This is a genomic window from Nonomuraea sp. NPDC048916, from assembly GCF_040649575.1.
Lineage (GTDB): Bacteria > Actinomycetota > Actinomycetes > Streptosporangiales > Streptosporangiaceae > Nonomuraea.
This window is the reverse complement of the sequence record NZ_JBEZFS010000038.1, coordinates 33,531-53,764: the sequence shown is the minus strand read 5'-3', so window position 1 is coordinate 53,764 and position 20,234 is coordinate 33,531. Positions and strand designations below refer to the sequence as shown.

General features: G+C 71.1%; 21 protein-coding genes. 11 read left to right on the top strand and 10 right to left on the bottom strand.

The window, feature by feature from the left end; translation table 11 throughout:
• The first annotated feature begins 257 nt into the window (after positions 1 to 257).
• The 7 genes from AB0C16_RS31860 (at position 258) to AB0C16_RS31830 (ending at position 5,617) form a co-directional block, all read left to right on the top strand.
• The gene (locus AB0C16_RS31860; protein ID WP_357688332.1) at positions 258 to 1,154 is read left to right on the top strand and encodes a sensor histidine kinase; all 897 of its coding nucleotides are present in this window, start codon (positions 258 to 260) and stop codon (positions 1,152 to 1,154) included.
• Positions 1,151 to 1,798, top strand: a complete 648-nt coding sequence (locus AB0C16_RS31855) for a response regulator transcription factor (RefSeq protein ID WP_357688331.1) — start codon at positions 1,151 to 1,153, stop codon at positions 1,796 to 1,798. The genes AB0C16_RS31860 and AB0C16_RS31855 overlap by 4 nt, the downstream gene beginning before the upstream one ends.
• A gap of 278 nt (positions 1,799 to 2,076) precedes the next feature.
• Positions 2,077 to 2,274, top strand: coding sequence for a hypothetical protein (locus AB0C16_RS31850; protein ID WP_357688370.1), 198 nt, complete (start codon positions 2,077 to 2,079; stop codon positions 2,272 to 2,274).
• Positions 2,275 to 2,282: 8 nt separating this feature from the next.
• The gene (locus AB0C16_RS31845; RefSeq protein ID WP_357688329.1) at positions 2,283 to 2,747 is read left to right on the top strand and encodes a Clp protease N-terminal domain-containing protein; all 465 of its coding nucleotides are present in this window, start codon (positions 2,283 to 2,285) and stop codon (positions 2,745 to 2,747) included.
• A 246-nt stretch (positions 2,748 to 2,993) separates the two neighbouring features.
• Positions 2,994 to 3,194: a hypothetical protein gene (locus AB0C16_RS31840; protein ID WP_357688327.1), complete on the top strand. Its 201-nt coding sequence runs from the start codon at positions 2,994 to 2,996 to the stop codon at positions 3,192 to 3,194.
• Positions 3,191 to 4,177: a sulfite exporter TauE/SafE family protein gene (locus AB0C16_RS31835; protein WP_357688368.1), complete on the top strand. Its 987-nt coding sequence runs from the start codon at positions 3,191 to 3,193 to the stop codon at positions 4,175 to 4,177. The genes AB0C16_RS31840 and AB0C16_RS31835 overlap by 4 nt, the downstream gene beginning before the upstream one ends.
• A 54-nt stretch (positions 4,178 to 4,231) precedes the next feature.
• Positions 4,232 to 5,617: a tetratricopeptide repeat protein gene (locus AB0C16_RS31830; RefSeq protein ID WP_357688326.1), complete on the top strand. Its 1,386-nt coding sequence runs from the start codon at positions 4,232 to 4,234 to the stop codon at positions 5,615 to 5,617.
• A gap of 99 nt (positions 5,618 to 5,716) precedes the next feature.
• On the opposite strand, the gene ald is transcribed toward AB0C16_RS31830, so the two are convergent.
• Positions 5,717 to 6,832, bottom strand: a complete 1,116-nt coding sequence (gene ald, locus AB0C16_RS31825; protein ID WP_357688324.1) for an alanine dehydrogenase — start codon at positions 6,830 to 6,832, stop codon at positions 5,717 to 5,719.
• 61 nt (positions 6,833 to 6,893) lie between these two features.
• On the bottom strand, positions 6,894 to 8,276 hold the full coding sequence (locus tag AB0C16_RS31820; protein WP_357688322.1) for an aspartate aminotransferase family protein: 1,383 nt from the start codon (positions 8,274 to 8,276) through the stop codon (positions 6,894 to 6,896).
• Positions 8,277 to 8,504: 228 nt separating this feature from the next.
• On the opposite strand from AB0C16_RS31820, the gene AB0C16_RS31815 reads away from it, so the two are divergent.
• Positions 8,505 to 9,860, top strand: coding sequence for a dipeptidase (locus tag AB0C16_RS31815; protein ID WP_357688320.1), 1,356 nt, complete (start codon positions 8,505 to 8,507; stop codon positions 9,858 to 9,860).
• A gap of 103 nt (positions 9,861 to 9,963) precedes the next feature.
• Here AB0C16_RS31815 and AB0C16_RS31810 read toward each other — a convergent pair whose 3' ends face one another.
• Positions 9,964 to 10,464: a pyridoxamine 5'-phosphate oxidase family protein gene (locus AB0C16_RS31810; RefSeq protein ID WP_357688318.1), complete on the bottom strand. Its 501-nt coding sequence runs from the start codon at positions 10,462 to 10,464 to the stop codon at positions 9,964 to 9,966.
• A 235-nt stretch (positions 10,465 to 10,699) separates the two neighbouring features.
• On the opposite strand from AB0C16_RS31810, the gene AB0C16_RS31805 reads away from it, so the two are divergent.
• The gene (locus AB0C16_RS31805) at positions 10,700 to 11,338 is read left to right on the top strand and encodes an alpha/beta hydrolase (protein ID WP_357688316.1); all 639 of its coding nucleotides are present in this window, start codon (positions 10,700 to 10,702) and stop codon (positions 11,336 to 11,338) included.
• Here AB0C16_RS31805 and AB0C16_RS31800 read toward each other — a convergent pair.
• Positions 11,335 to 11,853, bottom strand: coding sequence for a cysteine dioxygenase family protein (locus AB0C16_RS31800; protein ID WP_357688314.1), 519 nt, complete (start codon positions 11,851 to 11,853; stop codon positions 11,335 to 11,337). The two genes, AB0C16_RS31805 and AB0C16_RS31800, sit on opposite strands and share 4 nt — an antisense overlap.
• Before the next feature lie 117 nt (positions 11,854 to 11,970).
• On the opposite strand from AB0C16_RS31800, the gene AB0C16_RS31795 reads away from it, so the two are divergent.
• Together AB0C16_RS31795 and AB0C16_RS31790 are read left to right on the top strand one after the other, a co-directional pair.
• Positions 11,971 to 12,885, top strand: coding sequence for a LysR family transcriptional regulator (locus AB0C16_RS31795; RefSeq protein WP_357688312.1), 915 nt, complete (start codon positions 11,971 to 11,973; stop codon positions 12,883 to 12,885).
• A 21-nt stretch (positions 12,886 to 12,906) separates the two neighbouring features.
• Positions 12,907 to 13,536, top strand: a complete 630-nt coding sequence (locus tag AB0C16_RS31790) for a LysE family translocator (protein ID WP_357688310.1) — start codon at positions 12,907 to 12,909, stop codon at positions 13,534 to 13,536.
• A 19-nt stretch (positions 13,537 to 13,555) separates the two neighbouring features.
• On the opposite strand, the gene AB0C16_RS31785 is transcribed toward AB0C16_RS31790, so the two are convergent.
• The 6 genes from AB0C16_RS31785 to AB0C16_RS31760 form a co-directional block, all read right to left on the bottom strand.
• Positions 13,556 to 13,714, bottom strand: coding sequence for a hypothetical protein (locus tag AB0C16_RS31785; protein WP_357688308.1), 159 nt, complete (start codon positions 13,712 to 13,714; stop codon positions 13,556 to 13,558).
• 198 nt (positions 13,715 to 13,912) lie between these two features.
• On the bottom strand, positions 13,913 to 15,496 hold the full coding sequence (locus AB0C16_RS31780; RefSeq protein ID WP_357688307.1) for an acyl-CoA synthetase: 1,584 nt from the start codon (positions 15,494 to 15,496) through the stop codon (positions 13,913 to 13,915).
• The gene (locus AB0C16_RS31775; RefSeq protein WP_357688305.1) at positions 15,477 to 16,640 is read right to left on the bottom strand and encodes a thiolase domain-containing protein; all 1,164 of its coding nucleotides are present in this window, start codon (positions 16,638 to 16,640) and stop codon (positions 15,477 to 15,479) included. The genes AB0C16_RS31780 and AB0C16_RS31775 overlap by 20 nt, the downstream gene beginning before the upstream one ends.
• Before the next feature lies 1 nt (position 16,641).
• Entirely contained in the window at positions 16,642 to 17,661 is a 1,020-nt protein-coding gene (locus tag AB0C16_RS31770; protein WP_357688303.1) for a lipid-transfer protein, read from the bottom strand.
• A 19-nt stretch (positions 17,662 to 17,680) separates the two neighbouring features.
• Complete coding sequence (locus tag AB0C16_RS31765) at positions 17,681 to 18,583, bottom strand: OB-fold domain-containing protein (protein ID WP_357688302.1); 903 nt, start codon at positions 18,581 to 18,583, stop codon at positions 17,681 to 17,683.
• Positions 18,573 to 20,123 carry an acyl-CoA synthetase gene (locus AB0C16_RS31760; RefSeq protein ID WP_357688300.1) on the bottom strand — a complete coding sequence of 517 codons (1,551 nt, stop codon included), beginning with the start codon at positions 20,121 to 20,123 and terminating at the stop codon, positions 18,573 to 18,575. The genes AB0C16_RS31765 and AB0C16_RS31760 overlap by 11 nt, the downstream gene beginning before the upstream one ends.
• Positions 20,124 to 20,234: the final 111 nt, after the last annotated feature.

Below are 20,234 nucleotides of genomic sequence, written 5' to 3'. Positions count from 1 at the left end.
GTGATGCGTTGGTCAGATGGCTGACTTAGCGTGGGCATGTGCGCACGAAGTCCGGATATGCCCCTTACCTGGCGTTGATCGTCGCGATCGTTCAGGTGGTTATGTCGCAGGGAGCGGCATATGGGCAGCAATCATTCAGGGAGCCGCTCGACCCCCTGGCGTTCGGACTGCTACTGGTCGGTCCGGCGATGCTCGCTATCTATCGGAAGTTTCCCCTTATCTCGTCATTCATCACTTTCGCGGCGACCTATGGGTATGTGTGGGGCGGCTACCCGTACGGGCCCATCTTCTTCGCCCCGATCATCGTGCTGTTCCTGCTGATCATGAACGGCCGGCGGCTGGCCGCCTGGGTCCTGGCCGGCGTCTCGCTCGCCGTCTTCCTCGTCTACGCCGGGCTCGGCACCTACCAGGGAGGGCTCTGGCTCTATCACGCGCTGGCGATCAGCGCGTTCATCCTGGTGTTCATGGTGGCGGCCGAGCTGCTCAGGATCCTGCGCGAGCGCCGCGCCCAGCAGTCGCGGGCGGCCGAGGAGGAGACCAGGCGGCAGGCCAGCGAGGAGCGGCTGACCATGGCCCAGGAGCTGCACGACGTGCTGGCGCACAACATCTCGCTCATCCACGTCCAGGCCTCGACCGCGCTGCACCTCATCGACGACCACCCCGAGCAGGCCCGCACCGCGCTCGCCACGATCAAGACCGCCTCCAAGGAGGTGCTCGGCGAGATGCGCTCCGTGCTGAACGTGCTGCGCGACGGCGCCCCCCGCTCCCCCACCGCCGGGCTCGACCGCCTCGACGAGCTGGCCGAACGCTCCGGCCTGAACGTGACGATCAAGCACGCCGGCTCCCGGCCGGTGCCCCGGCCGGTCGAACGCGCCGCCTACCGCATCGTGCAGGAGTCGCTCACCAACGCCGCCCGCCACGCCCCCGGCTCCAAGGTCTCGGTACGTCTCGAGTACGGCGCGGACGAGCTGTGCCTCCGGATCATCGACACCGGCGCCACGACGGCCGCCGTTCACGCGGAGGTGGGCAGCGGCAACGGCATCCCCGGCATGCGCGAACGCGCCTCCGCCCTGGGCGGCTCGCTGGTCGCGGGCCCCTCGGGCACCGGTTTCCAGGTCTCGGCCCGGCTCCCCCTCCCCGAGGAGAACTCATGATCAACGTACTGCTGGCCGACGACCAGGCCCTGGTGCGGGCGGGTTTCAAGGCGCTGCTCAACGCCCAGCCCGACATGGCCGTGGTCGCCGAGGCCGCCGACGGCGCCGAGGCCGTGCGCCTGTCGCGCGAGCACCGGCCGGACGTGGTCCTGATGGACATCCGCATGCCCGGCACCGACGGCCTCACCGCCACCCGCCAGATGCCACCGGGCCCGCGCATCATCATCCTGACCACCTTCGAGCTGGACGAGTACGTCTTCGAGGCCCTCCGCGGCGGCGCCAGCGGCTTCCTGGTGAAGGACACCGAGCCCGCCGAGCTCATCCAGGCGGTGCGCGTGGTGGCCGCCGGCGAGGCCCTCCTCTCCCCGAGCGTGACCCGCCGCCTGATCTCCGAGTACGCCTCCCGCGCCAAGGAGCCGCTGGCCGCCGACGGCCTCGACCAGCTGACGGAGCGCGAGCGCGAGGTCCTCACCCTGGTCGGCGCCGGCATGACCAACGACGAGATCGCCGCCAAGCTGTTCATGTCCCCGGCGACGGCCAAGACCCACGTGAGCCGGACCATGATGAAACTCCACGCCCGCGACCGCGCCCAACTGGTCGTCATCGCCTACGAGTCCGGCCTGGTCAGACCCGGCTGGCTCTGACACGAGGCCGTCGCCGCTCACGGGACGAACCAGGCCGCGACCGCCTCGGCCAGGCCAGCCATCCCCGCCCAGGCCACGTACCCGTCGGGGCGGATCGGCGACACGTCGGCCGGCGGATCGTCACAGCCCGCGCACGCCGAGCACGCGCACGCCCGGCACGCAGCGGCCCCGCCGAACGGGAACCCCGGCGGGGCCCGCTCCTACGATCACCACATCACCCATGCCTGTCAGGCTAGGTTGACAGGCCACCTCTGTCAATCTAGCCTGACAACGTGGACATGGGAGAACTGGCGGAACGCATCAAGTCGAACGAACCCGCCGTCGGGTTGCGCGCGGTGGGCGCCCTGCACCGGCTGGCCGAGCAGGTCGAGGCGATCTCGGTCTCACTCGCCCGGGAACAGGGCTGGACATGGGAGCAGATAGGCGACGCGCTCGGCATGTCACGGCAGTCGGTACACGCCAAATACGGAAAGTGAGGCTCGTCATGTTCGGAGAGGGAAAGAGCCCGTTCGCACTGGTCGTCAAGGGAGCGTTCGAGGAGGCCAGGCAACGCGGCGACCGCCGCCTGGGCACCGTGCACCTCCTGCTCGGCTGCCTGCGCGCCCCGGAGCCGGCGCAGGCGCTCGGCGTCGACGCGCACACCGCCCGTGCCGCCCTCGACGCGCTCGACCGGGCGGCGCTGCGCGCCATCGGGATCGACGTCGGTGAAACGCCGCCGGCCCGGCCGCGCAAGCACCCACCGGTGCCGGGCACCGCCCTGACGTCCAGCGCGCGGGCGGTCATCAACCAGGCCATCAAGGCCACCCCACGCAAGACCAGAAGCATCGCGGCCCCCGCCCAGTTGCTCCTCGCTCTCCTCGCTCAAGCCCGCCCCGACCCCGTGGCCGAACTCCTCGACCGCCTCGGCATCGACCGCGCCGCCGTCCGCGCCCGCCTGGAAGCTTCCTAGAGGGTCTTGTACGGGGTTCGGCGACAGAGCCCTTGCTTTCTGTGGTGGCCGCGGAGGCGGGTGGGCGTTCCGGCCGACCGCGTCCGCGGCCACCACAGAAACCAGTGCAACGGAAGGGCATGCCCCAGCGAGGGCAAGCCGACCGCAGTCCGATTCGGTCAACGCCGGTAAACATACTGTTACTGGCCGCGTCCGGTAAGACACGTTACGTTGCCTCTAGGACCTTCATCGAGAGTGGGGACGAGTATGCGGTCGATCGCCCGATTCTGTGGTCAGTGCAGCTGCGGCTGCCCCGAACTGTTCGTCGACCACGCGGCGCCCGAAGACCGTCAGGTGATCATCACTGACGACTTCGGGCAGCGCGTCGAGATGAGCCGCGACCAGTTCAGCTCGATAGTGGAGGCGGCCAAGAGCGGAGCACTGGACAACCTGGCTCTCGTCCACTGAGCGCGCAGTCCGCCGCCCTGCTCGCCAGCGGCCTCGCCGCCGGCCTCCTGGCGGGCACCGCGTCGTGTACGGCGGTCCAGGGCGGCCTCCTCGTCGGCCTGATGGAGCGCCGGCGCCAAGAGACCGGAGCCCGGCCGGCCGCACCAGAACCGGCCGGAGCCGGGAACGACGAGGCGTGTTGCCCGCGTCGTTCCGCCGGCGATCCGTCGCTGATCGGATGGTTCCTGGCGGGCAGGCTGGTCGCCTACTCGGTGGTGGGGGCGCTGCTCGGGTTACTCGGCGCGGCCGTCAGCCTGCCTCCCGCGGCCAGGGCGCTGCTGCTCGTGGCGGCGGGTGTCACAGTGATCGTGTTCGCCGTTCGGCTGCTGCGCCGCACCCGGCCCGGCTGCGCCCCGCCCGCGCGTGAGACGGGGCGACGGCTGGGCGCGCCCCTGCTGGGCGCGGCGACCATCCTGGTCCCGTGCGGCGTGACGATCGGCATGGAGATGGTCGCCGTCTCCAGCGGCTCCCCGTTGGGCGGGGCGGCGGTGATGGCCGGGTTCGTGATCGGCACCGCGCCCGCGTTCGCGCTGCTCGGGTATGTGCTGCGGCGCGTCTCACGGACCCGGGTCGCCCGGCTGGCCGGGGTGGTGGCGCTGGCGGCCGGGCTGTGGACGATCGGGACCGGGCTCAGCCTGGGCGGCTGGCTGCCACAGCCCACGCCTCCCGCCGCGGCGACGACCGAGCAGGGCGGAGCCGGCACGCAGACGGTCACCGTGTGGGCCATGCGCGACGGCTACCGGCCGGGCATCGTGGCGGCCAGGGCGGGCCTGCCGGTGGAGGTCGTGTTCAAGCAGGTGGACCAGGGGTGCACGGGCACGGTCGTGATCGACGGCCGCGACGTCACTCTGCCGGCGACCGTGCACCTGCCCCCGCAGCGGCCCGGAACCCTGCGCTACACCTGCGGGATGGGGATGTACACAGGGTTCATCAAGTTCTCCTAGACCTGTCGGCGTTTACCCTCCGCGCCCGTCCGGTTACGTGTAACCCTGTGGCCCATGTCGTGGTGGCAAGGTGAGGCGGCGCCGGCCGTTCCGGCGCCACGCGTGGGCGACGAGACCGAGCTGCTGCTGGCCGCGCAGGCGGGTGACGCGCAGGCGGCGCACCGGTTGGGCAGGCTGCACGCCCAGCGGGGCGACCGCTCCGCGGCCCGCCACTGGTGGGAGCTGGCCGCCTCGGGGGGCAACGTCGACAGCGCCTACAACCTGGGCCTCTGGCACGAGAAGCACGGCAGCCTGGAGGAGGCCGTCTCCTGGTACGAGCGGGCGGCCGGCACCGGTGACGCGGAGGCCGCCGTCAACCTGGCCACCCTCCTCCTGGAGCAGCGCGGCGACCTGGAGACCGCGAGGGGCTGGTTCGAGTGCGCGGCCCGCGCCGGGTCCCGGCAAGCGGCCCGCCGGCTGGCGCTGATCTGCGAGGACGCGGGCGAGCTGCACGCGGCACGGGAGTGGCATCGCCGGGCGGCCGCCGACGGCGACACCGCCTGCGCCCACGATCTGGGCTTCCTGGCCTACTCGGCCGGAGACGACGAGGAGACCGTGTGGTGGTGGGAGTTCGCGACACGCGGAGGGCATGCCGACTCGGCGTACCATCTGGGCCTGTTCCTGCAGGCCGGCCGCGATCCAGAGGGCGCCGAGACCTATTTTCGGCTGGCCGCCGCGAGCGAGCATCCCGGCGCCGCCTCGCAGCTGGGCGGCATCGCGCTCTCCCGCGGCGACCTGCGCACGGCCCGCGGCTGGTACGAACGGGCGGCGGGCGCGGGCCGGATCGACGACCAGCGGATGGCCGGGTTCGTCTGCGTGGAGCTGGGTGACCCGCCGGGGGCCGGCCACTGGTTCGGCCGGGCGGCGGCCGGGGGCGACCCCGAGGCGGCGTTCAACTTCGGGCTGTTGCTCATCGCGGAGTTCGGCGACCTCGACGGGGGGCGGCACTGGTTCCGCGAGGCGGCGCTGGCCGGGCACCACCAGGCGGCCGTGGAGCTGGGCGGCCTGCTGACGGCGGCCGGGGAGACCGGCGAGGCCCGGCGGTGGCTGGCCGACCCGCCACCGCCGTCGTGGGACCGGATGCCCGAGCCCGAGCTGGCGGCCCGGGCGGAGCTCGCCGCGGCCGCGACCGGCCGCAGGGGCGGCGTCTCGCTGGCCGTGCCGGCGCTGACGGAGGTGCTCGGCACCTGGGATCTGGTGACCAGGCCGCTGCACGACCACGCCGACGTGATCGGCTGGCTGGTGGAGCGGAGCGGCCTGCACGCCAGCGCGATCGAGCATCTCGCCTCGGTGCGGGTCACGCTGCTGCGGCCGGGCGGCGCCCCCTGGCCCAGCCCGGCCGAGATCGACCACGTTCTCGCCACGGCCCGCGACCTGCGAAGGCGCTTCGGCCTCTCTTAATCGGCCACTACTACCGAGCCCGACCACAGCCAGGTTCGACACTGCCAGGCCCGACCACAGCCGGTCGGCGACCGGCCGGCGGAGGTCAGGCGACGGCGGTCAGGCGGCGAGTGCCTGGGACACGGGCGTGTGGGGCAGGTCGAGCGCCTGCGCCACCGGCGCGTTGGTGAGCCGCCCGCCGTGCGTGTTGAGGCCACGCGCGAGCCCGGCGTCGCCCTTGAGCGCCTCGCGCCAGCCCAGGTTGGCCAGTTTGACCGCGTACGGCAGGGTGGCGTTGGTCAGCGCGTAGGTGGAGGTGTTGGCCACCGAGCCCGGCATGTTGGCCACGCAGTAGAAGACCGAGTCGTGCACCCGGTAGGTCGGCTCGGCGTGGGTGGTCGGGCGCGAGTCGGCGAAGCAGCCGCCCTGGTCGATGGCGATGTCGACGAGCACCGAGCCCGGTTTCATGCGTGAGACCAGGTCGTTCGAGACGAGGGTCGGGGCTTTGGCGCCGGGGATGAGGACCGCGCCGATGACCAGGTCGGCCTCCAGCACTTCCCGCTCGATGGCGTACGAGGTGGACACGAGGGTTTTGAGGCGGCCCTGGTAGACGGCGTCGATGAAGCGGAGCCGGTCGACGTTGGTGTCGAGGACGGTGACGTCGGCGCCCATGCCGACGGCGATCTGCGCGGCGTTCATGCCGGAGACGCCGCCGCCGATGACGACCACCTTGGCCGGGGCCACGCCGGGCACGCCGCCGGGCAGGACACCCCGGCCGCCGTTGAACCGCATCAGGTTGTAGGCGCCGACCTGCGGGGCCAGCCGCCCCGCGACCTCGGACATCGGGGCCAGCAGCGGCAGCGAGTCACCGACCTGGACGGTCTCGTAGGCGATGCCGGTGGTGCCGGTCGAGAGCAGGGCGTCGGTGCACCGGCGGGAGGCGGCCAGGTGCAGGTAGGTGAAGAGCACCAGGCCCTCGCGCAGGCGGTGGTGTTCGGCGGGCACCGGCTCCTTCACCTTGAGCACCAGCTCCGCCTCGGCCCACACGGCGTCGGCGCTGTCGAGGATCTTCGCACCGGCGGCGAGATACTCCTCGTCGGTGATGTGCGATCCGAGGCCGGCGTCGCGCTGGACGGTGACGTCATGGCCGTTGCGGACGAGTTCGTGCACGCCCGCCGGGGTGACGGCCACGCGGTATTCATGGTTCTTGACCTCGGCAGGCACGCCGATCTTCATCGCGCCGATCCTTTCGGGAAAAAAATATCCGGTACGGCGATGCCGTACCGGATATGGGTTTCTACAATCGCGCCCACGCTTCGGTGAGCACGGTGCGGAGTATCGAGCCGATCTCGTCGAACTCCTTCGGCCCGGCGACCAGCGGGGGCGCCAACTGGATGACGGGGTCTCCCCGGTCGTCGGCCCGGCAGTAGAGCCCGGCGTCGAACAGCGCCTTGGACAGGAAGCCGCGCAGCAGCCGCTCCGACTCCTCGCCGGTGAACGTCTCCTTGGTGGTCTTGTCCTTGACCAGCTCGATGCCCCAGAAGTAGCCGGAGCCGCGCACGTCGCCGACGATCGGCAGGTCCTTCAGGCTCTCGAGGGTGGCCTGGAAGACGGGCTCGTTCTTGGTGACGTGACCGAGCAGGTCCTCGCGCTCGAAGATGTCGAGGTTGGCCAGCGCCACGGCGGCGGAGACGGGGTGTCCGCCGAAGGTGTAGCCGTGGGCGAAGGTGTTGTCGCCATGCTTGAACGGCTCGAACAGCCGCTCGTGCGCGATCATCGCCCCCATGGGGGAGTAGCCGCTGGTCAGGCCCTTGGCGCAGGTGATGATGTCGGGCACGTAGTCGAACTTCTGCCCGCCGAACATGGTGCCGAGGCGGCCGAAGGCGCAGATGACCTCGTCGGAGACGAGCAGCACGTCGTACTCGTCGCAGATCTCGCGCAGGCGCTGCCAGTAGCCGGGGGGCGGCGGGAAGCAGCCGCCGGCGTTCTGCACCGGCTCGGCGAAGACGGCGGCGACCGTGTCGGGGCCTTCCATCTCGATGGCCCGGGCGACCCGGTCGGCGGCCCAGACGCCGTACTCCTCGGGTGTCATGCCCATGACGCCGGTGATCTCGTCGGCCCGGTAGTGGTTGGTGTTGGGGACCCGGATCGAGCCCGGCACGAGCGGCTCGAACATCTCCTTGAAGGCCGGGATGCCGGTGAGCGACAGGGCGCCCTGCGTGGTGCCGTGGTAGGCGATCTGGCGGCTGATCACCTTGTGCTTGAGGGGCTTGCCGATGAGCTTGTAGTACTGCTTGGCGAGCTTCCAGGCGGTCTCGACCGCCTCGCCGCCGCCGGTCGTGAAGAAGACCCGGTTGAGCTCGCCGGGGGTCAGCGCGGCCAGCCTCTCGGCCAGCTCGGCCGCCTTGGGGTGGGCGTAGGACCACAGCGGGAAGAAGGCCAGCTCCTGCGCCTGTTTGGCGGCGGCTTCGGCCAGCTCGCTGCGCCCGTGACCGGCCTGGACCACGAAGAGCCCGGCCAGGCCGTCGAGGTAGCGCTTGCCGTGGATGTCGTAGACGTAGGACCCTTCACCGCGCACGATGGTCGGGATCTCGGCCTGCTGGTAAGCGCTGTGCCTGGTGAAGTGGAGCCACAAGTGATCTTGCGCGGCCTTGAGGATGTCGTTGTCCGGCTGCGTCATGTTTATCTTCCCTTGCCTCTGATCTCACCACAGTCTGCATGTTCTAACCGGCTTTGCCAAGCGAATGCGTCGTGGCATTCTGCAAGGAAGCCGGGATCCGCAGCACCAGTATGTAACAGCTACGAAATCCGAAGGTAGATTAATCGTGGGTCATGCCGGTTCCCACGCCGTGGGGCTGTGTGTGATGCAATGAGACGTTGACCATCGAACGACCCCGGGGGACCGTCCGTGACTCCTGACCAGATCGAGAGCGCCGTCGCCGCCTCGATGCCACAGGCCATCGAGGAGCTGAAGCGGCTCGCCGCCATCCCCTCCGTCGCGTTCCCCGGCCATCCCGAGGAGCCCGTGTTCGCCGCCGCCGCCGCCACCGAGGAGCTGCTGCGCTCCACCGGGCTGCAGCGGGTCCAGCGGGTCCCGGTCGAGGGCAGCTTCCCCGCCGTCTACGGCGAGTCGCCCGCCCCTCCCGGCGCGCCGACGGTCCTGCTCTACGCGCACTACGACGTGCAGCCCGCCGGTGACCCCGCCGCCTGGCGCACCCCGCCGTTCGAGCCCACGCAGATCGACGGGGCGCTCTACGGCCGGGGCGTCGCGGACGACAAGTCGGGCATCATCTCCCACGTCACCGCACTGCGCGCGTTCCAGGGCCGGCTGCCCGTGGGCGTCAAGGTCATCATCGAGGGCCAGGAGGAATACGCCGGCGAGCGTCTGGAGTCGTTCGTCGAGCGCAACCCCGACCTGCTGCGGGCCGACGCCATCGTGGTGGCCGACACCGGCAACCCGCGCGTCGGCGACCCCGCGGTGACCACGTCGCTGCGCGGCATGGCGGCGTTCACCCTCGAGGTCCGCACCCTGCGCGGGCCGGTGCACAGCGGTTCGTTCGGCGGCGCCGCCCCCGACGCGCTCGCCGCCCTGATGCGCATGCTGACCGCGCTGCACGACGACAACGGCGACATCCGCGTCCCCGGGCTGCCGAGGGGCACGTTCCTCGGCCAGGGCACCTCGGAGGAGGAGTTCAGGAAGACCGCGGGCACGCTCGACGGGGTGTCACTGGTCGGCTCCGGCTCGCTGGCCGACCGGCTCTGGTCGTCCTACGCGATCACGGTGACGGGCCTCGACGTGCCGACCGTCTCCGGAGCGATCAACGCGGTGCAGCCGATGGCGCGGGCCCGGGTCACGATCCGGGTGCCTCCGGCGGGCGACCCGAAGACGACCGTCAACGCGGTGGTGGAGTTCCTCCGGCAGGTGACGCCGTGGGGGGCGCAGGTCTCGTTCGGCGACTTCTCGGTGGGCTCGGGCTTCCAGGCCGACTCGGGCGGCAAGGCCCGCTCGGCCCTCAACCGGGCCATGGAGCGCGCGTTCGGCCGCCCGCCCCGCGACGTCGGCGCCGGCGGCTCCATCCCGCTCATCAACACGCTGCTCAAGCAGTTCCCGGCGGCCGAGATCCTGCTGTTCGGTGCGGAGGACGAGGACGCCGCCATCCACGCGCCCAACGAGCGGGTGGACCTCGAGGAGCTGCGCCGCGTCGCCACCGCCGAGGCCCTGTTCCTCCACGAGCTCAGCCTCCCGTCGGCCCTCGGCGTCTGACGAGGGCCTCACCACCGGGGACGGCGGTCAGAGGCGCCGCCCCGGACGTGGTCAGATTCGCCGCCCCGTGCGGCGGTCAGAGGCGCCATCGGGGGGCGGCCGGTCAGAAGCGCCAGCGCGTCTGGCTGTACGCCCCCTTGCGGAAGCCGTAGGCCCTGACCGGGGCGAGCTCGAAGACCAGGGCCCGGCCGCCCTCCTCGGTGTGGAAGGCGTCGTCGCGCACCTCGAAACGCCACTCGGGCCCGTACTTCATCTCGTAGGCGTCGGCCAGGACCTTGAGCCGGGCCGGGTCGGTGACCTGTCCGGCGACGCCCTCGACGATCAGGTCCAGGCCCTCGTGCCGGGAGTTGACTCCGGTCATGAGCGTGCAGCGGGGGTCCGACTCGAGATTGCGGGCCTTCCGCTCTTCGGATCCGGTGCAGAAGTAGAGTGCCTCCCCGTTCCAGACGGCCAGCAGCGGCGTGATGTGCGGGCTGCCGTCGGGACGGATCGTGCAGAGCCAGAACATCTCGGCTCGTTCCAGGCCCTCCCGGGCCTCGCTCCACGGTGTCGCGGTGGCACCGCTGGCGCTGTATCGGGCGTCCAGCTCGGTGATGGGATTCATGGGTCGCTCCTTCCGTGCGTGCGGAGCGAAGCTCCTTCGGTGCTTCCAGCTCCCTCGGTGCTTGCGCGGGAACAGACTCGACGGCGGCCGGAAAATCATCTCCAGCCGGGAAAGAGCCGCCTGTCCCTCCTTCATCCCGTACCCGTCCTGGTCGGCCTCTCGGCTCGCGGGTCCGGCCGATGCTTTTCCGGGTCCGAACCGGTCTATTCATCGAATCGGAACACCAGGAGGACACATGGCCACATTCGCACTGATCCACGGAGGCGGCGGGAGCGCCCGGGACTGGCAACTGGTAGGCGCCGAACTGCGCCAGAGGGGTCACGACACGGTGGCCGTCGACCTGCCGATCGAGGACGAGTCGGCCGGCCTCGGCGACTACGCCGACACCGTGGTCCGGGCCGTCGGCGACCGCGGCGACCTGGTCGTCGTGGCGCATTCGTGGGGCGGCTTCGTCGCGCCGCTGGTCTGCGATCGGCTCCCGGCCGACCTGCTGGTGCTGGTGACGGCCATGATCCCGGCGCCGGGCGAGCCACCCACCGACTGGTGGGAGAACACGGGCTTCCGCTCGGTCGAGATGGACGATCCGATCGCCGTGTTCCTGCACGACGTCCCGGCCGAGCTCGCCGCCGAGGCGCTGACCTGGGGGCGGGAGCACGCCGAGAAGGCGCTGCTGGAGCCGTGGCCGCTGGAGAGGTGGCCGGACGTGCCGACGAGGTTCCTGCTCTGCCGTGACGACCGCTGGTTCCCGCCCGCGTTCATGCGCGGGGTCGTCCGCGACCGCCTGGGCGTCACGCCCGACGAGATCGACGGCGGCCACTGCCCGATGCTGGCCCGCCCGGGCGCACTGGCCGACCGCCTGGAGAGCTACCTCTAACGGATCGGGAGGTCGTAGACGCGGCGCACGCTGCTGCCGAGCCGGCTCACGTCGGCGCCGTAGACGTGGACGGAGACGCCCACCTCGTCGCTGGTGTTGCGGACCGCGTGGATGTCGCCGGGCGGGGCGAAGCCGCTGACCTCGCCGGGGCGGTTGTCGGCGCGGCCGATCTCGGTCAGGTGGTCGCCGAGGTCGCGGTAGAGGGTCTCGTGCTCGATGCCGCTGAGGACGCCGAACGCGCACCACGACACGTGGTCGTGGATCACGGTGCCCTGACCGGGCCGCCACACCACCGCCACGATCGAGAAGTCGTCCTGGGCGTGCAGCACCTGCGAGACGTACCCGTCGGGAGAGCCCTCGCGTTCCCGCGGCGTGAGCAGGTCGAGTGACGGGAGGCGGGCGCGGAGCAGGTCGGCGACCGCGAACGCGGTGTCGCGCGGGCCGAGCCCGCGGACGGTCAGGGCGCCGACGCCCCGGACGAGTTCATCCAGTCCTGGTCTGACGATGGTCGGCATATTCATACTATCCCCCTAGGGAAAGACGATAATCAGCCTTCCCCCACCACCCTGCTACACCTCCCATCGATAGGTCCAACAGAAGTTCTGTTGCTGACCGATAGATATGCTTGATGAATGCTCGATGTCGTACGGCTACGTGTGCTCGTGGCGGTCGCCCGCAAGGGGTCGCTGACGGCGGCGGCCAAGGAACTGCACTACTCGCAACCGTCGGTCAGCCACCATCTCGCCCGGCTCGAGGCCGAGACCGGCGCCCGGCTCATCCAGCGCGCCGGGCGCGGCATCCGGCTGACCGAGGCGGGCCGGCTGCTCGCCGAGCGCGCGGCCGACATCATCGGACGGCTCGACGCCACCGCCGAGGAGCTGGCCGCGCACGTCGGGCTGCGCTCGGGCCGGGTACGGCTGGCCGCGTTCCCCTCGGCGCTGGGCACGTTCGTCCCCAAGGCGGCCATGCGGATCGCCCGCGACCATCCGGGGTTGCGGCTGGAGCTCACCGAGACCGAGCCGCCCGAGGCCCTCAGGCTGCTGCGGGCCGGGCGGGTCGACGTGGCGGTGATGTTCCGCTACGACGACACCGCGCCCGAGGAGAGCGGCCTGCGTCTGACCCACCTCCTCGACGACCCCAGCCACCTGGTCTCCCCCTCCCCGGCCGCCGGAGAGCCGGCGGCCGGGCCTCCGGCCGGATCAGCCGAGGGCGGCCAGCCCGCCAGGCTGACGGAGCATGCGGGGGCGGCGTGGATCGCCGGATGCGATCGATGCAGGAGCCACCTGCTCGACATCTGCGCCAAGGCCGGGTTCGAGCCGCGCATCTCGTTCACCAGTGACGACATCGTGGCCGTGCAGGCGCTGGTGGCGGCCGGCATGGGGCTGACCGTGCTGCCCGGGCTGGCGCTGACCGCGCACCGCCACCCCGGCGTGGCGGTCGCCGAGATCCCAGGCTCCGTCAGGCACGTCCACGCCGCCGTCTACGGCGGGCCGCCGCACCCTCCGGCCACCGAGGCGCTGCTGTCGGCGCTCCGAGAAAGCCTTTGACGGCGTCCTTAGGATGGCCGCATGCCTGATCTCGCGACCCTCGCGCTCTTCTGCGCGGCCACCCTCGCCCTGCTCGTGGTGCCCGGTCCCGCCGTGCTCTTCATCGTCACGCGCAGCGTCGCCCAAGGCAGGTCCGCGGGCCTGATCTCGGTGCTCGGCGTGCACGCGGGGTCTCTGGTCCACGTGGTCGCCGCGGCGCTGGGCATCAGCGCGCTGCTCGCGGCCTCGGCCACGGCGTTCACCGTGGTCAAGTACGCGGGCGTGGCCTACCTGGTCTGGCTGGGCGTGCGCAAGCTGACTCATCGGGGAGCGGCGGAGGACGAGACGGCCGCGCCCGAGACGCACTCCAGGCGGCGGATGTTCTGGGAGGGGTTCGTGGTCAACGTGCTCAACCCGAAGACCGCGATCTTCTTCCTGGCGTTCCTGCCGCAGTTCACCGACTCGGCGGCGGGTCCGGTCGGGCCGCAGATCGTGCTGCTCGGCCTGCTCTGGCTGGTGCTCGGCATGGCCAGCGACGGCACCTACGCCATGGCGTCCTCGGCCCTGGCCGGGCGGCTGCGCGCGTCGGCCAGAGCCCGCCGCCGCCTCGACATCGGCAGCGGCGTCGTCTACCTCGGGCTGGCCGCCCTGCTGACGGGCGAGAAGGCCTGACCCGGCGGGTGGGCCACGTCTAGACGGCTACGAGCCGCACTCGATCGCCACAGAGTTTGATCATGTCGTCGAGGTCGGAGGTGAGCATGACCACTGGCCTCTTTTGCCGTACCGCCATCTCCGCCACGACCGCGTCGATCGCGTATTCATGACCATGCAGCCCGGCCCCGATCAGCATCGCCGAGGCAGCTCTCGCCTCCTCTTCGAGGAGAACTCCCGCTTGCCCACGCGACGCCGATCGCCTCCGCCGTGCCCTCCGGCAAGGAGAGGCTCAGCCGAGTCGAGGGTCCCTCGCCGATGCCGTAGGAAGTCTCAACCATGACCCGGGATTATCAAAGAAGTAGGAATCCGGGCCGGCCGCCGGGTGGTGACAGGGTCAGCCGGCGGATTCGGCCACCTCTCTGGCCCACCGGTAGTCGGCCTTGCCGGCCGGGGAGCGCACCATCTCGGTCACGAACGCGTACGTGCGGGGCACCTTGTAGCCCGACAGCAGCCGCCTGCAGTGGGCGTCGAGCTCCTCCGGGGTGACCTCGACGCCGGGACGCCGTTCGACGACCGCCGCCACCCTGCTCCCCCAGCGCTCGTCGGGGACGCCGGTCACCACCGCGTCGAACACGGCGGCGTGGCCCTTGAGCACGGCCTCGACCTCCTCGGGGAAGACCTTCTCGCCCCCGGTGTTGATGCACTGCGAGCCCCTGCCGAACATGGTCACGGTGCCGTCGGCCTCGACGGTCGCCAGGTCGCCGGTCAGCAGCCAGCGGGTGCCGTCGGCGTCGGAGACGAACGTCCGCGCCGTCTTCTCCGGGTCGTTGTGGTAGCCGAACGCGATCCGCCCGGCCTTGGCCACGGTGCCCAGCAGGCCGGAGCCCGGCTCGACGGGACGCAGCTTCTCGTCGAGCACGGCCAGCCCGGCCGTCGCGTTGGGCTGGTAGCGCAGCCCCTTCTCCGGCGAGGAGCCCGCGACGCCCGAGGCGGTGTAGCCGGACTCGGTGGAGCCGAAGTTGTCGAGGATCATCACGTTGGGCAGCAGCTCCTGGAGCCGGTCGCGGACGGCGCCGGTCAGGATGGCACCGGTGGAGCTGATCACGACCAGCGAGGAGACGTCGTAGTCGCCCCGTTCGAGCTCCTCGCTGAGTGGCCTGGCCATCGCGTCGCCGGTGATGTTGACGGTGAACACCTTTTCCCGCTCGACCGTCCGCCACACGTCGGCGGCGTCGAACTTGCGCACGTACACCATGCTGGAGCCCATCCACCAGGCGATGAACGTGGCCATCTGCGCGGCCCCGTGCATCAGCGGCGGCGCCGCCATCATCACGATCGGGCTCGCCTTGACCGCCTCGTCGATCACCTCCTGCGGGGTGGCGCGCGGCTCGCCGTACGGGTTGCCGCCGCCGAAGGCCATGAACAGGTCCTCGGCGCGCCACATCGCGCCCTTGGGCATGCCGGTCGTGCCGCCGGTGTAGATGATGTAGACGTCCTGGCCGGAGCGCGGCCCGAAGCCGCGCTCGTCCTTGCCGCTCTCCAGCGCCATCCAGTACGGCACCGCGTCCCGGATCGCCGAGTCGCCGCCCACCGCGACCAGGTGCCGCAGCTCCGGAGCCTCGGGGGCGACGGCGGCCACCCGAGCGTCGAACTCGACGTCGTAGAACAGCGCCCGGATGCCGGAGTCGCGGTAGAGGTAGAGCAGCTCGGCCTCGACGTAGCGGTAGTTGACGTTGATCGGCACGGCCCGGATCTTCAGCGCGGCGAGCAGCGCGGCGATGTACTCGATGCCGTTGTAGAGGTGGATCCCGACGTGCTGGCCCGGCCGGATGCCGCGGTCGAGCAGGTAGTGGGCGAGCCGGTTGGCCTCGGCGTCCAGCTCGGCGTAGGTGCGCCGCTCGTCGCCGCAGACCACGGCCACGCGGTCCCCGATCGCGTCCGCGAGCCCTTCGAACAGGTCAGCGTGGTTGAACTCCATCAGGTCTCTCCCGTCCGACGATCCACATCGCGAAGAACTGGGCTCCCCCGCCGTACGCGTGGCCGAGCGCGAGCCGGGCGCCGTCCACCTGGTGCTCTCCCGCCATCCCGCGCACCTGCTGCGCGGCCTCGGCGAATCTGATCAGTCCCGACGCGCCGATCGGGTTGCTGGACAGCACCCCGCCGGAGGCGTTCCACGGGATGTCGCCGTCGAGCGCCGTGGCTCCCGACTCGGTCAGCTTCCAGCCCTCTCCTTCCGCGGCGAATCCCAGGTTCTCCAGCCACATCGGCTCGTACCAGGAGAACGGGACGTACACCTCGGCCACGTCGATCTGCCGCCGCGGGTCGGTGATGCCGGCCTGCCGGTAGACGTCGGCGGCGCAGTCCTTGCCGCCCTGCGGGCTGACCGTGTCGCGCCCGGCCCGGAAGATCGGCTCGGACCGCATGGCCGTGCCGTGCACCCACGCGGGCGTGCCGGTGACCTTGTCCTCCGACGACAGGACCATCGCGCAGGCGCCGTCGCTGGACGGGCAGGTCTCCAGGTAGCGGATCGGCTCCCACAGCATCGGCGTCGACTCGACCATCGCGCGGTCGATGCCGGGGATCTTCAGGTGCGCGTACGGGTTCTTCAGCGCGTTCAGCCGGTCCTTGACCGCCACCAGGGTGCCGATGTGGTCGGGGGCGCCGGTCCTGCGCATGTACTCCCGGATGTGCGGCGCGAAGTAGCCGCCCGCGCCCACCACCAGCGACGCGCTGAACGGCAGGTGGGTCGAGAGCGCCCAGGTGGCGTTGGACTCCGACTGCTTCTCGAACGCCACGACCAGCACCCGGTCGTGCACGCCGCCCTGGATGAGGCCGGCGCCGACCAGGGCGGTCGAGCCGCCCACGCTGCCCGCGGTGTGCACGCGCATCATCGGCTTGCCCGTCGCGCCCAGCGCGTCGGCGAGGTAGGACTCGGGCATCATGACGCCCTCGAACAGGTCGGGCGCCTTGCCGATGACGACCGCGTCGATGTCCTTGAAGGTGAGCCCGGCGTCCTCGAGCGCCCTGAGAGCGGCCTCGCGGACCAGCCCGGCGATCGACACGTCCCTGCGTTTGGTCGTGTAGTGCGTCTGGCCGACACCGATGACGGCGCACCTGTTCATCTCATGCCTCCAGGACCGTGACGAGGTTGTGCTGCAGGCAGGGGCCGCCCGCGGCGTGGCCAACGGTTCGGGCGGCGGTGCCGTCGTGGATGCGGCCGGCCGCCTCGCCGATGCGGATCAGCCCGGTGGCCATGACGGGGTTGGCGGCGAGCGGGCCGCCGGAGGGGTTGATCACGGTGTCGGGGGGGAGTTCGAGCGCCCGGCGCAGGATCAGCTCCTCGTGGGCGAACTGGGCGTGCAACTCGGCGACCTCGACGGGACCCTTGCCGACCCCCGCGGCGCGTGCGGCTTCGGCCGCGGAGGTCGACCGGGCGAGATCTCGCATACCCAGGTAATGGGGTTCGATGCGATGCGCGATGCCTCTGATGTACGCGGGGTTCTCGCACAGCCGGGTGACCAGGTCGCCCGCGGCGAGCACCACGGCCGCGGCGCCGTCGGTGATGGGGGCGATGTCGGCGTTCTTCAGCGGTTCGACCGCGAACCCGTCCGGCGGCTCTTCGGGCAGGTCGAGCGCGTACGGGTTGTCCCGGCCGTCGGCACGGCTGCGCCGTACGATCTCGTCGAGCTCCGCGCGGTCGGCGCCGAGGGCGGCGGCCTGCAGGGCGGCGACGGAGAGCTGGTCGAGGCCGAGCGGCGCCAGGTAGTAGGGGTCGAGCTGGAGCGTCATGATCGTGCGAAGGTCGCCGAGCGACGACTTGCCGAAGCCGTACACCAGGGCGCTGTCGACGTCGCCGTGCTGGAGCCGCACCCACGCCTCGTAGAGCGCCCAGGCGCCGTCCATCTCCACGTGGCTCTCGGAGATCGGCGGCCAGGCGCCGAGCGCGTCGAGCGCGGAGACGAACGAGAACGGCGCGCCGGCCAGGTAGTCGCAGCTGCCGGAGCAGGTGAAACCGAACCGCCGGAGCCCGGTGCGCTCCTTGACCTCGTTGATCACGGGCAGGATCAGCTCGGGCTCGGAGACGCCCGTGTCGTGGGCGGTGTGCTTCGTCTGGGCGAAGGCGACGATGGCGACGTCTCTCATCACAGCTCCACGTCTCTCATCACAGCTCCACGTCCGGTTCGCCGGTGGGGGCGAACCACCGGATGTTCGCCATGGACGCCGTCCACTGCTCGCGCGGGACCCATTCGGCGCGAACCCGCATGCCCTGCCGCACCTCGTGCGCGGGGATGCCGCCGACCAGGGCGATCATCGGGATGTCCGCGCCGTCGAGCAGGATGTACGCCGAGACGAAGGGCACCTCGGGGGCCCGGGGGTCGGGCAGGTTGTTGATGGCGAACGTGGTGATCGTCCCGGTGTCGGGCAGTTCGACCTGCTGGGTGATCGCGCTGCCGCACTGCGGGCAGGAGATGCGGTAGGGCACGTAGACCTGGTCGCAGGTGGTGCAGGTGCCGCCGACGAAGACGCCCCGGCCGACGCCTTCGAGGAAGGTGCGCAGCGCCCCGCTGGCCTGGAGCCGGTATTCGGTGCGCACGCGGGACACGATCTTCGTCACCTCGGGCGCGAAGTGTGAAATATCGGTTATCTGGCCTTCGCGGTCCTGGCGCCAGACCGGCCACACCCGGGCCCCGGGCCGTAACGCCTTCGGGTTGCCCGAGTCCACGGCGTGCACCAGCGACGTGTCGGCCCCGTCGAGCTTGATCGTCGCCCAGGCGAACGGCCGGTCGAGCGGGTGGTCGCCGCGTGGTTCGTGCACCCAGGCGCACGCCGTGACGGTGCCCGCCGGGCCCACCTCGACGTACTCCCGTGTGACGGCGTCGCCGGTGGCCGGGTCGTACTCCAGGGGCGGCACCAGCACCTTGCCCTCGGCGGTCCGCACGCCGACGATCCGGCCGCCGCGCAGCTCGGTCAGGAACCGCCCGATCACCGGCCCGGTCGTCCGCGTGTAGCCGCCGGGGAACTCCAGCACGTGCCGGGCGACCAGGCCCTCGCTCTCAGATGGCATGTTCGCGCCCCTCCCAGTAGGGGGCGCGGAGCTTGCGCTTGAGCAGCTTGCCGTTGGGCTCGCGGGGCATCTCCTCGATGAAGTCGATGGACTTCGGCCACTTCATCCGGGCCAGCCGCCCCTCCAGGGAGCCCAGGAGCTCGGCCACCAGCTCGGGCCCCGGCGTGATCCCGGCGGCGGGCTCCACCACGGCCTTGATCTGCTCGCCCCACTCCTCGTCCGGGATGCCGAAGACGGCCACGTCCGCCACCTTGGGGTGGACCATGAGCTCGTTCTCGATCTCGGCCGGGTAGATGTTCGTCCCACCGGAGATGATCATGTCGGCCTTGCGGTCGCAGAGGAAGAGGAAGCCGTCCTCGTCCAGGTAGCCGATGTCGCCGACCGTGAAGTAGTCCTTGAGCCGGTTCGCCTGCGTCTTGGCTGGGTCGCCCTTGTACTCGAAGGTCATGCCGAGCACCTTCATGTAGATCGTCCCCGGGGTTCCGGTCGGCACCGGCTCGCCCGCGTCGTCCACGATGAGCAGCTCGCTGATCGGCCAGGCCGAGCCGACCGTGCCCGGGTGGGACTTCCAGCCCTCGGGCGTGGCCAGGGTGCCGCCGCCCTCGGTGGCCGCGTAGTACTCGTAGACGCAGTCGCCCCACCACTCGAACATCGCCCACTTCACCGGCACCGGGCAGGGCGCGGCGGCGTGGATCATCCACCTGAGCGAGGACAGGTCGTACGCGTTCCGGGTCTCCTCGGGCAGCGCGAGCAGGCGCTTGAAGTGGGTGGGGACCATGTGCGAGTTCGTGATCCGGTGGCGCTCGCAGAGCCGGAGCATGTCCTCCGCGTCCCACTTGTCCATGAACACGAGGGTGTGCCCCATGTGCAGGGCCGTGCCACCGAACTGGGTGACGGCGGTGTGGTAGTTGGGTGACGTGACCAGGTGCGCGTTGGGCTGCCCAGACGTGATGCCGAACAGGCCCGGCAGGAACGTCAGCAGCTCGGCGGCGTCGTCCGGGTCGAGCCCGGAGAGCTGCCGCTTGACGCCCTTGGGCTTGCCGGTCGTGCCCGACGTGTAGTGCATGGTGGCGCCGGCCGTACGGTCTGGGGGCGGGTCAGTGGGCCGGCCGTCGACCAGGTCGCCGATCGGGCGGAACCCCGGGATGTCACCGCCCGGCAGCGCGAAGCGGCGATCGGGCGCGAGCGCCTCGGCTCCCCGCGCGCCCTCCACGGCGTACCGGGGGTGCACGAAGAAGGCCTTGGCCTCGGAGTCGGCCACGATGTAGGCGATCTCCGGTCCGGTCAGGTGCCAGTTGATCGGCGTGTAGTACCAGCCGGCCTGCAAAGCGGCCAGGTAGAAGACGAGGCCGTCCGCCCCGTTGGGCACCAGGCCGCAGAAGCCGTCACCGGGCCGCAGGCCGAGCTCCCGCAGGCCGTGCACGAGCTGGTTGGACCGGGCGAGGAGATCGCCCGCACGATGCTCCGTGCCATCGGGATCGACGGCGGCGGTCCAGTCGGGATCCGCCTGCGCCAGCCTCCAGAAACCGAGCGTGCCCATGGATCTCCTCGTCAGTGTTCGATGTCGGGGATGGCCGAAACCGCAAGCCCCTACCAGATTCCGACCGGCCCAGGCGGGGCAAACAAGAACCTGTTCTCGTTTGCTTGGGCA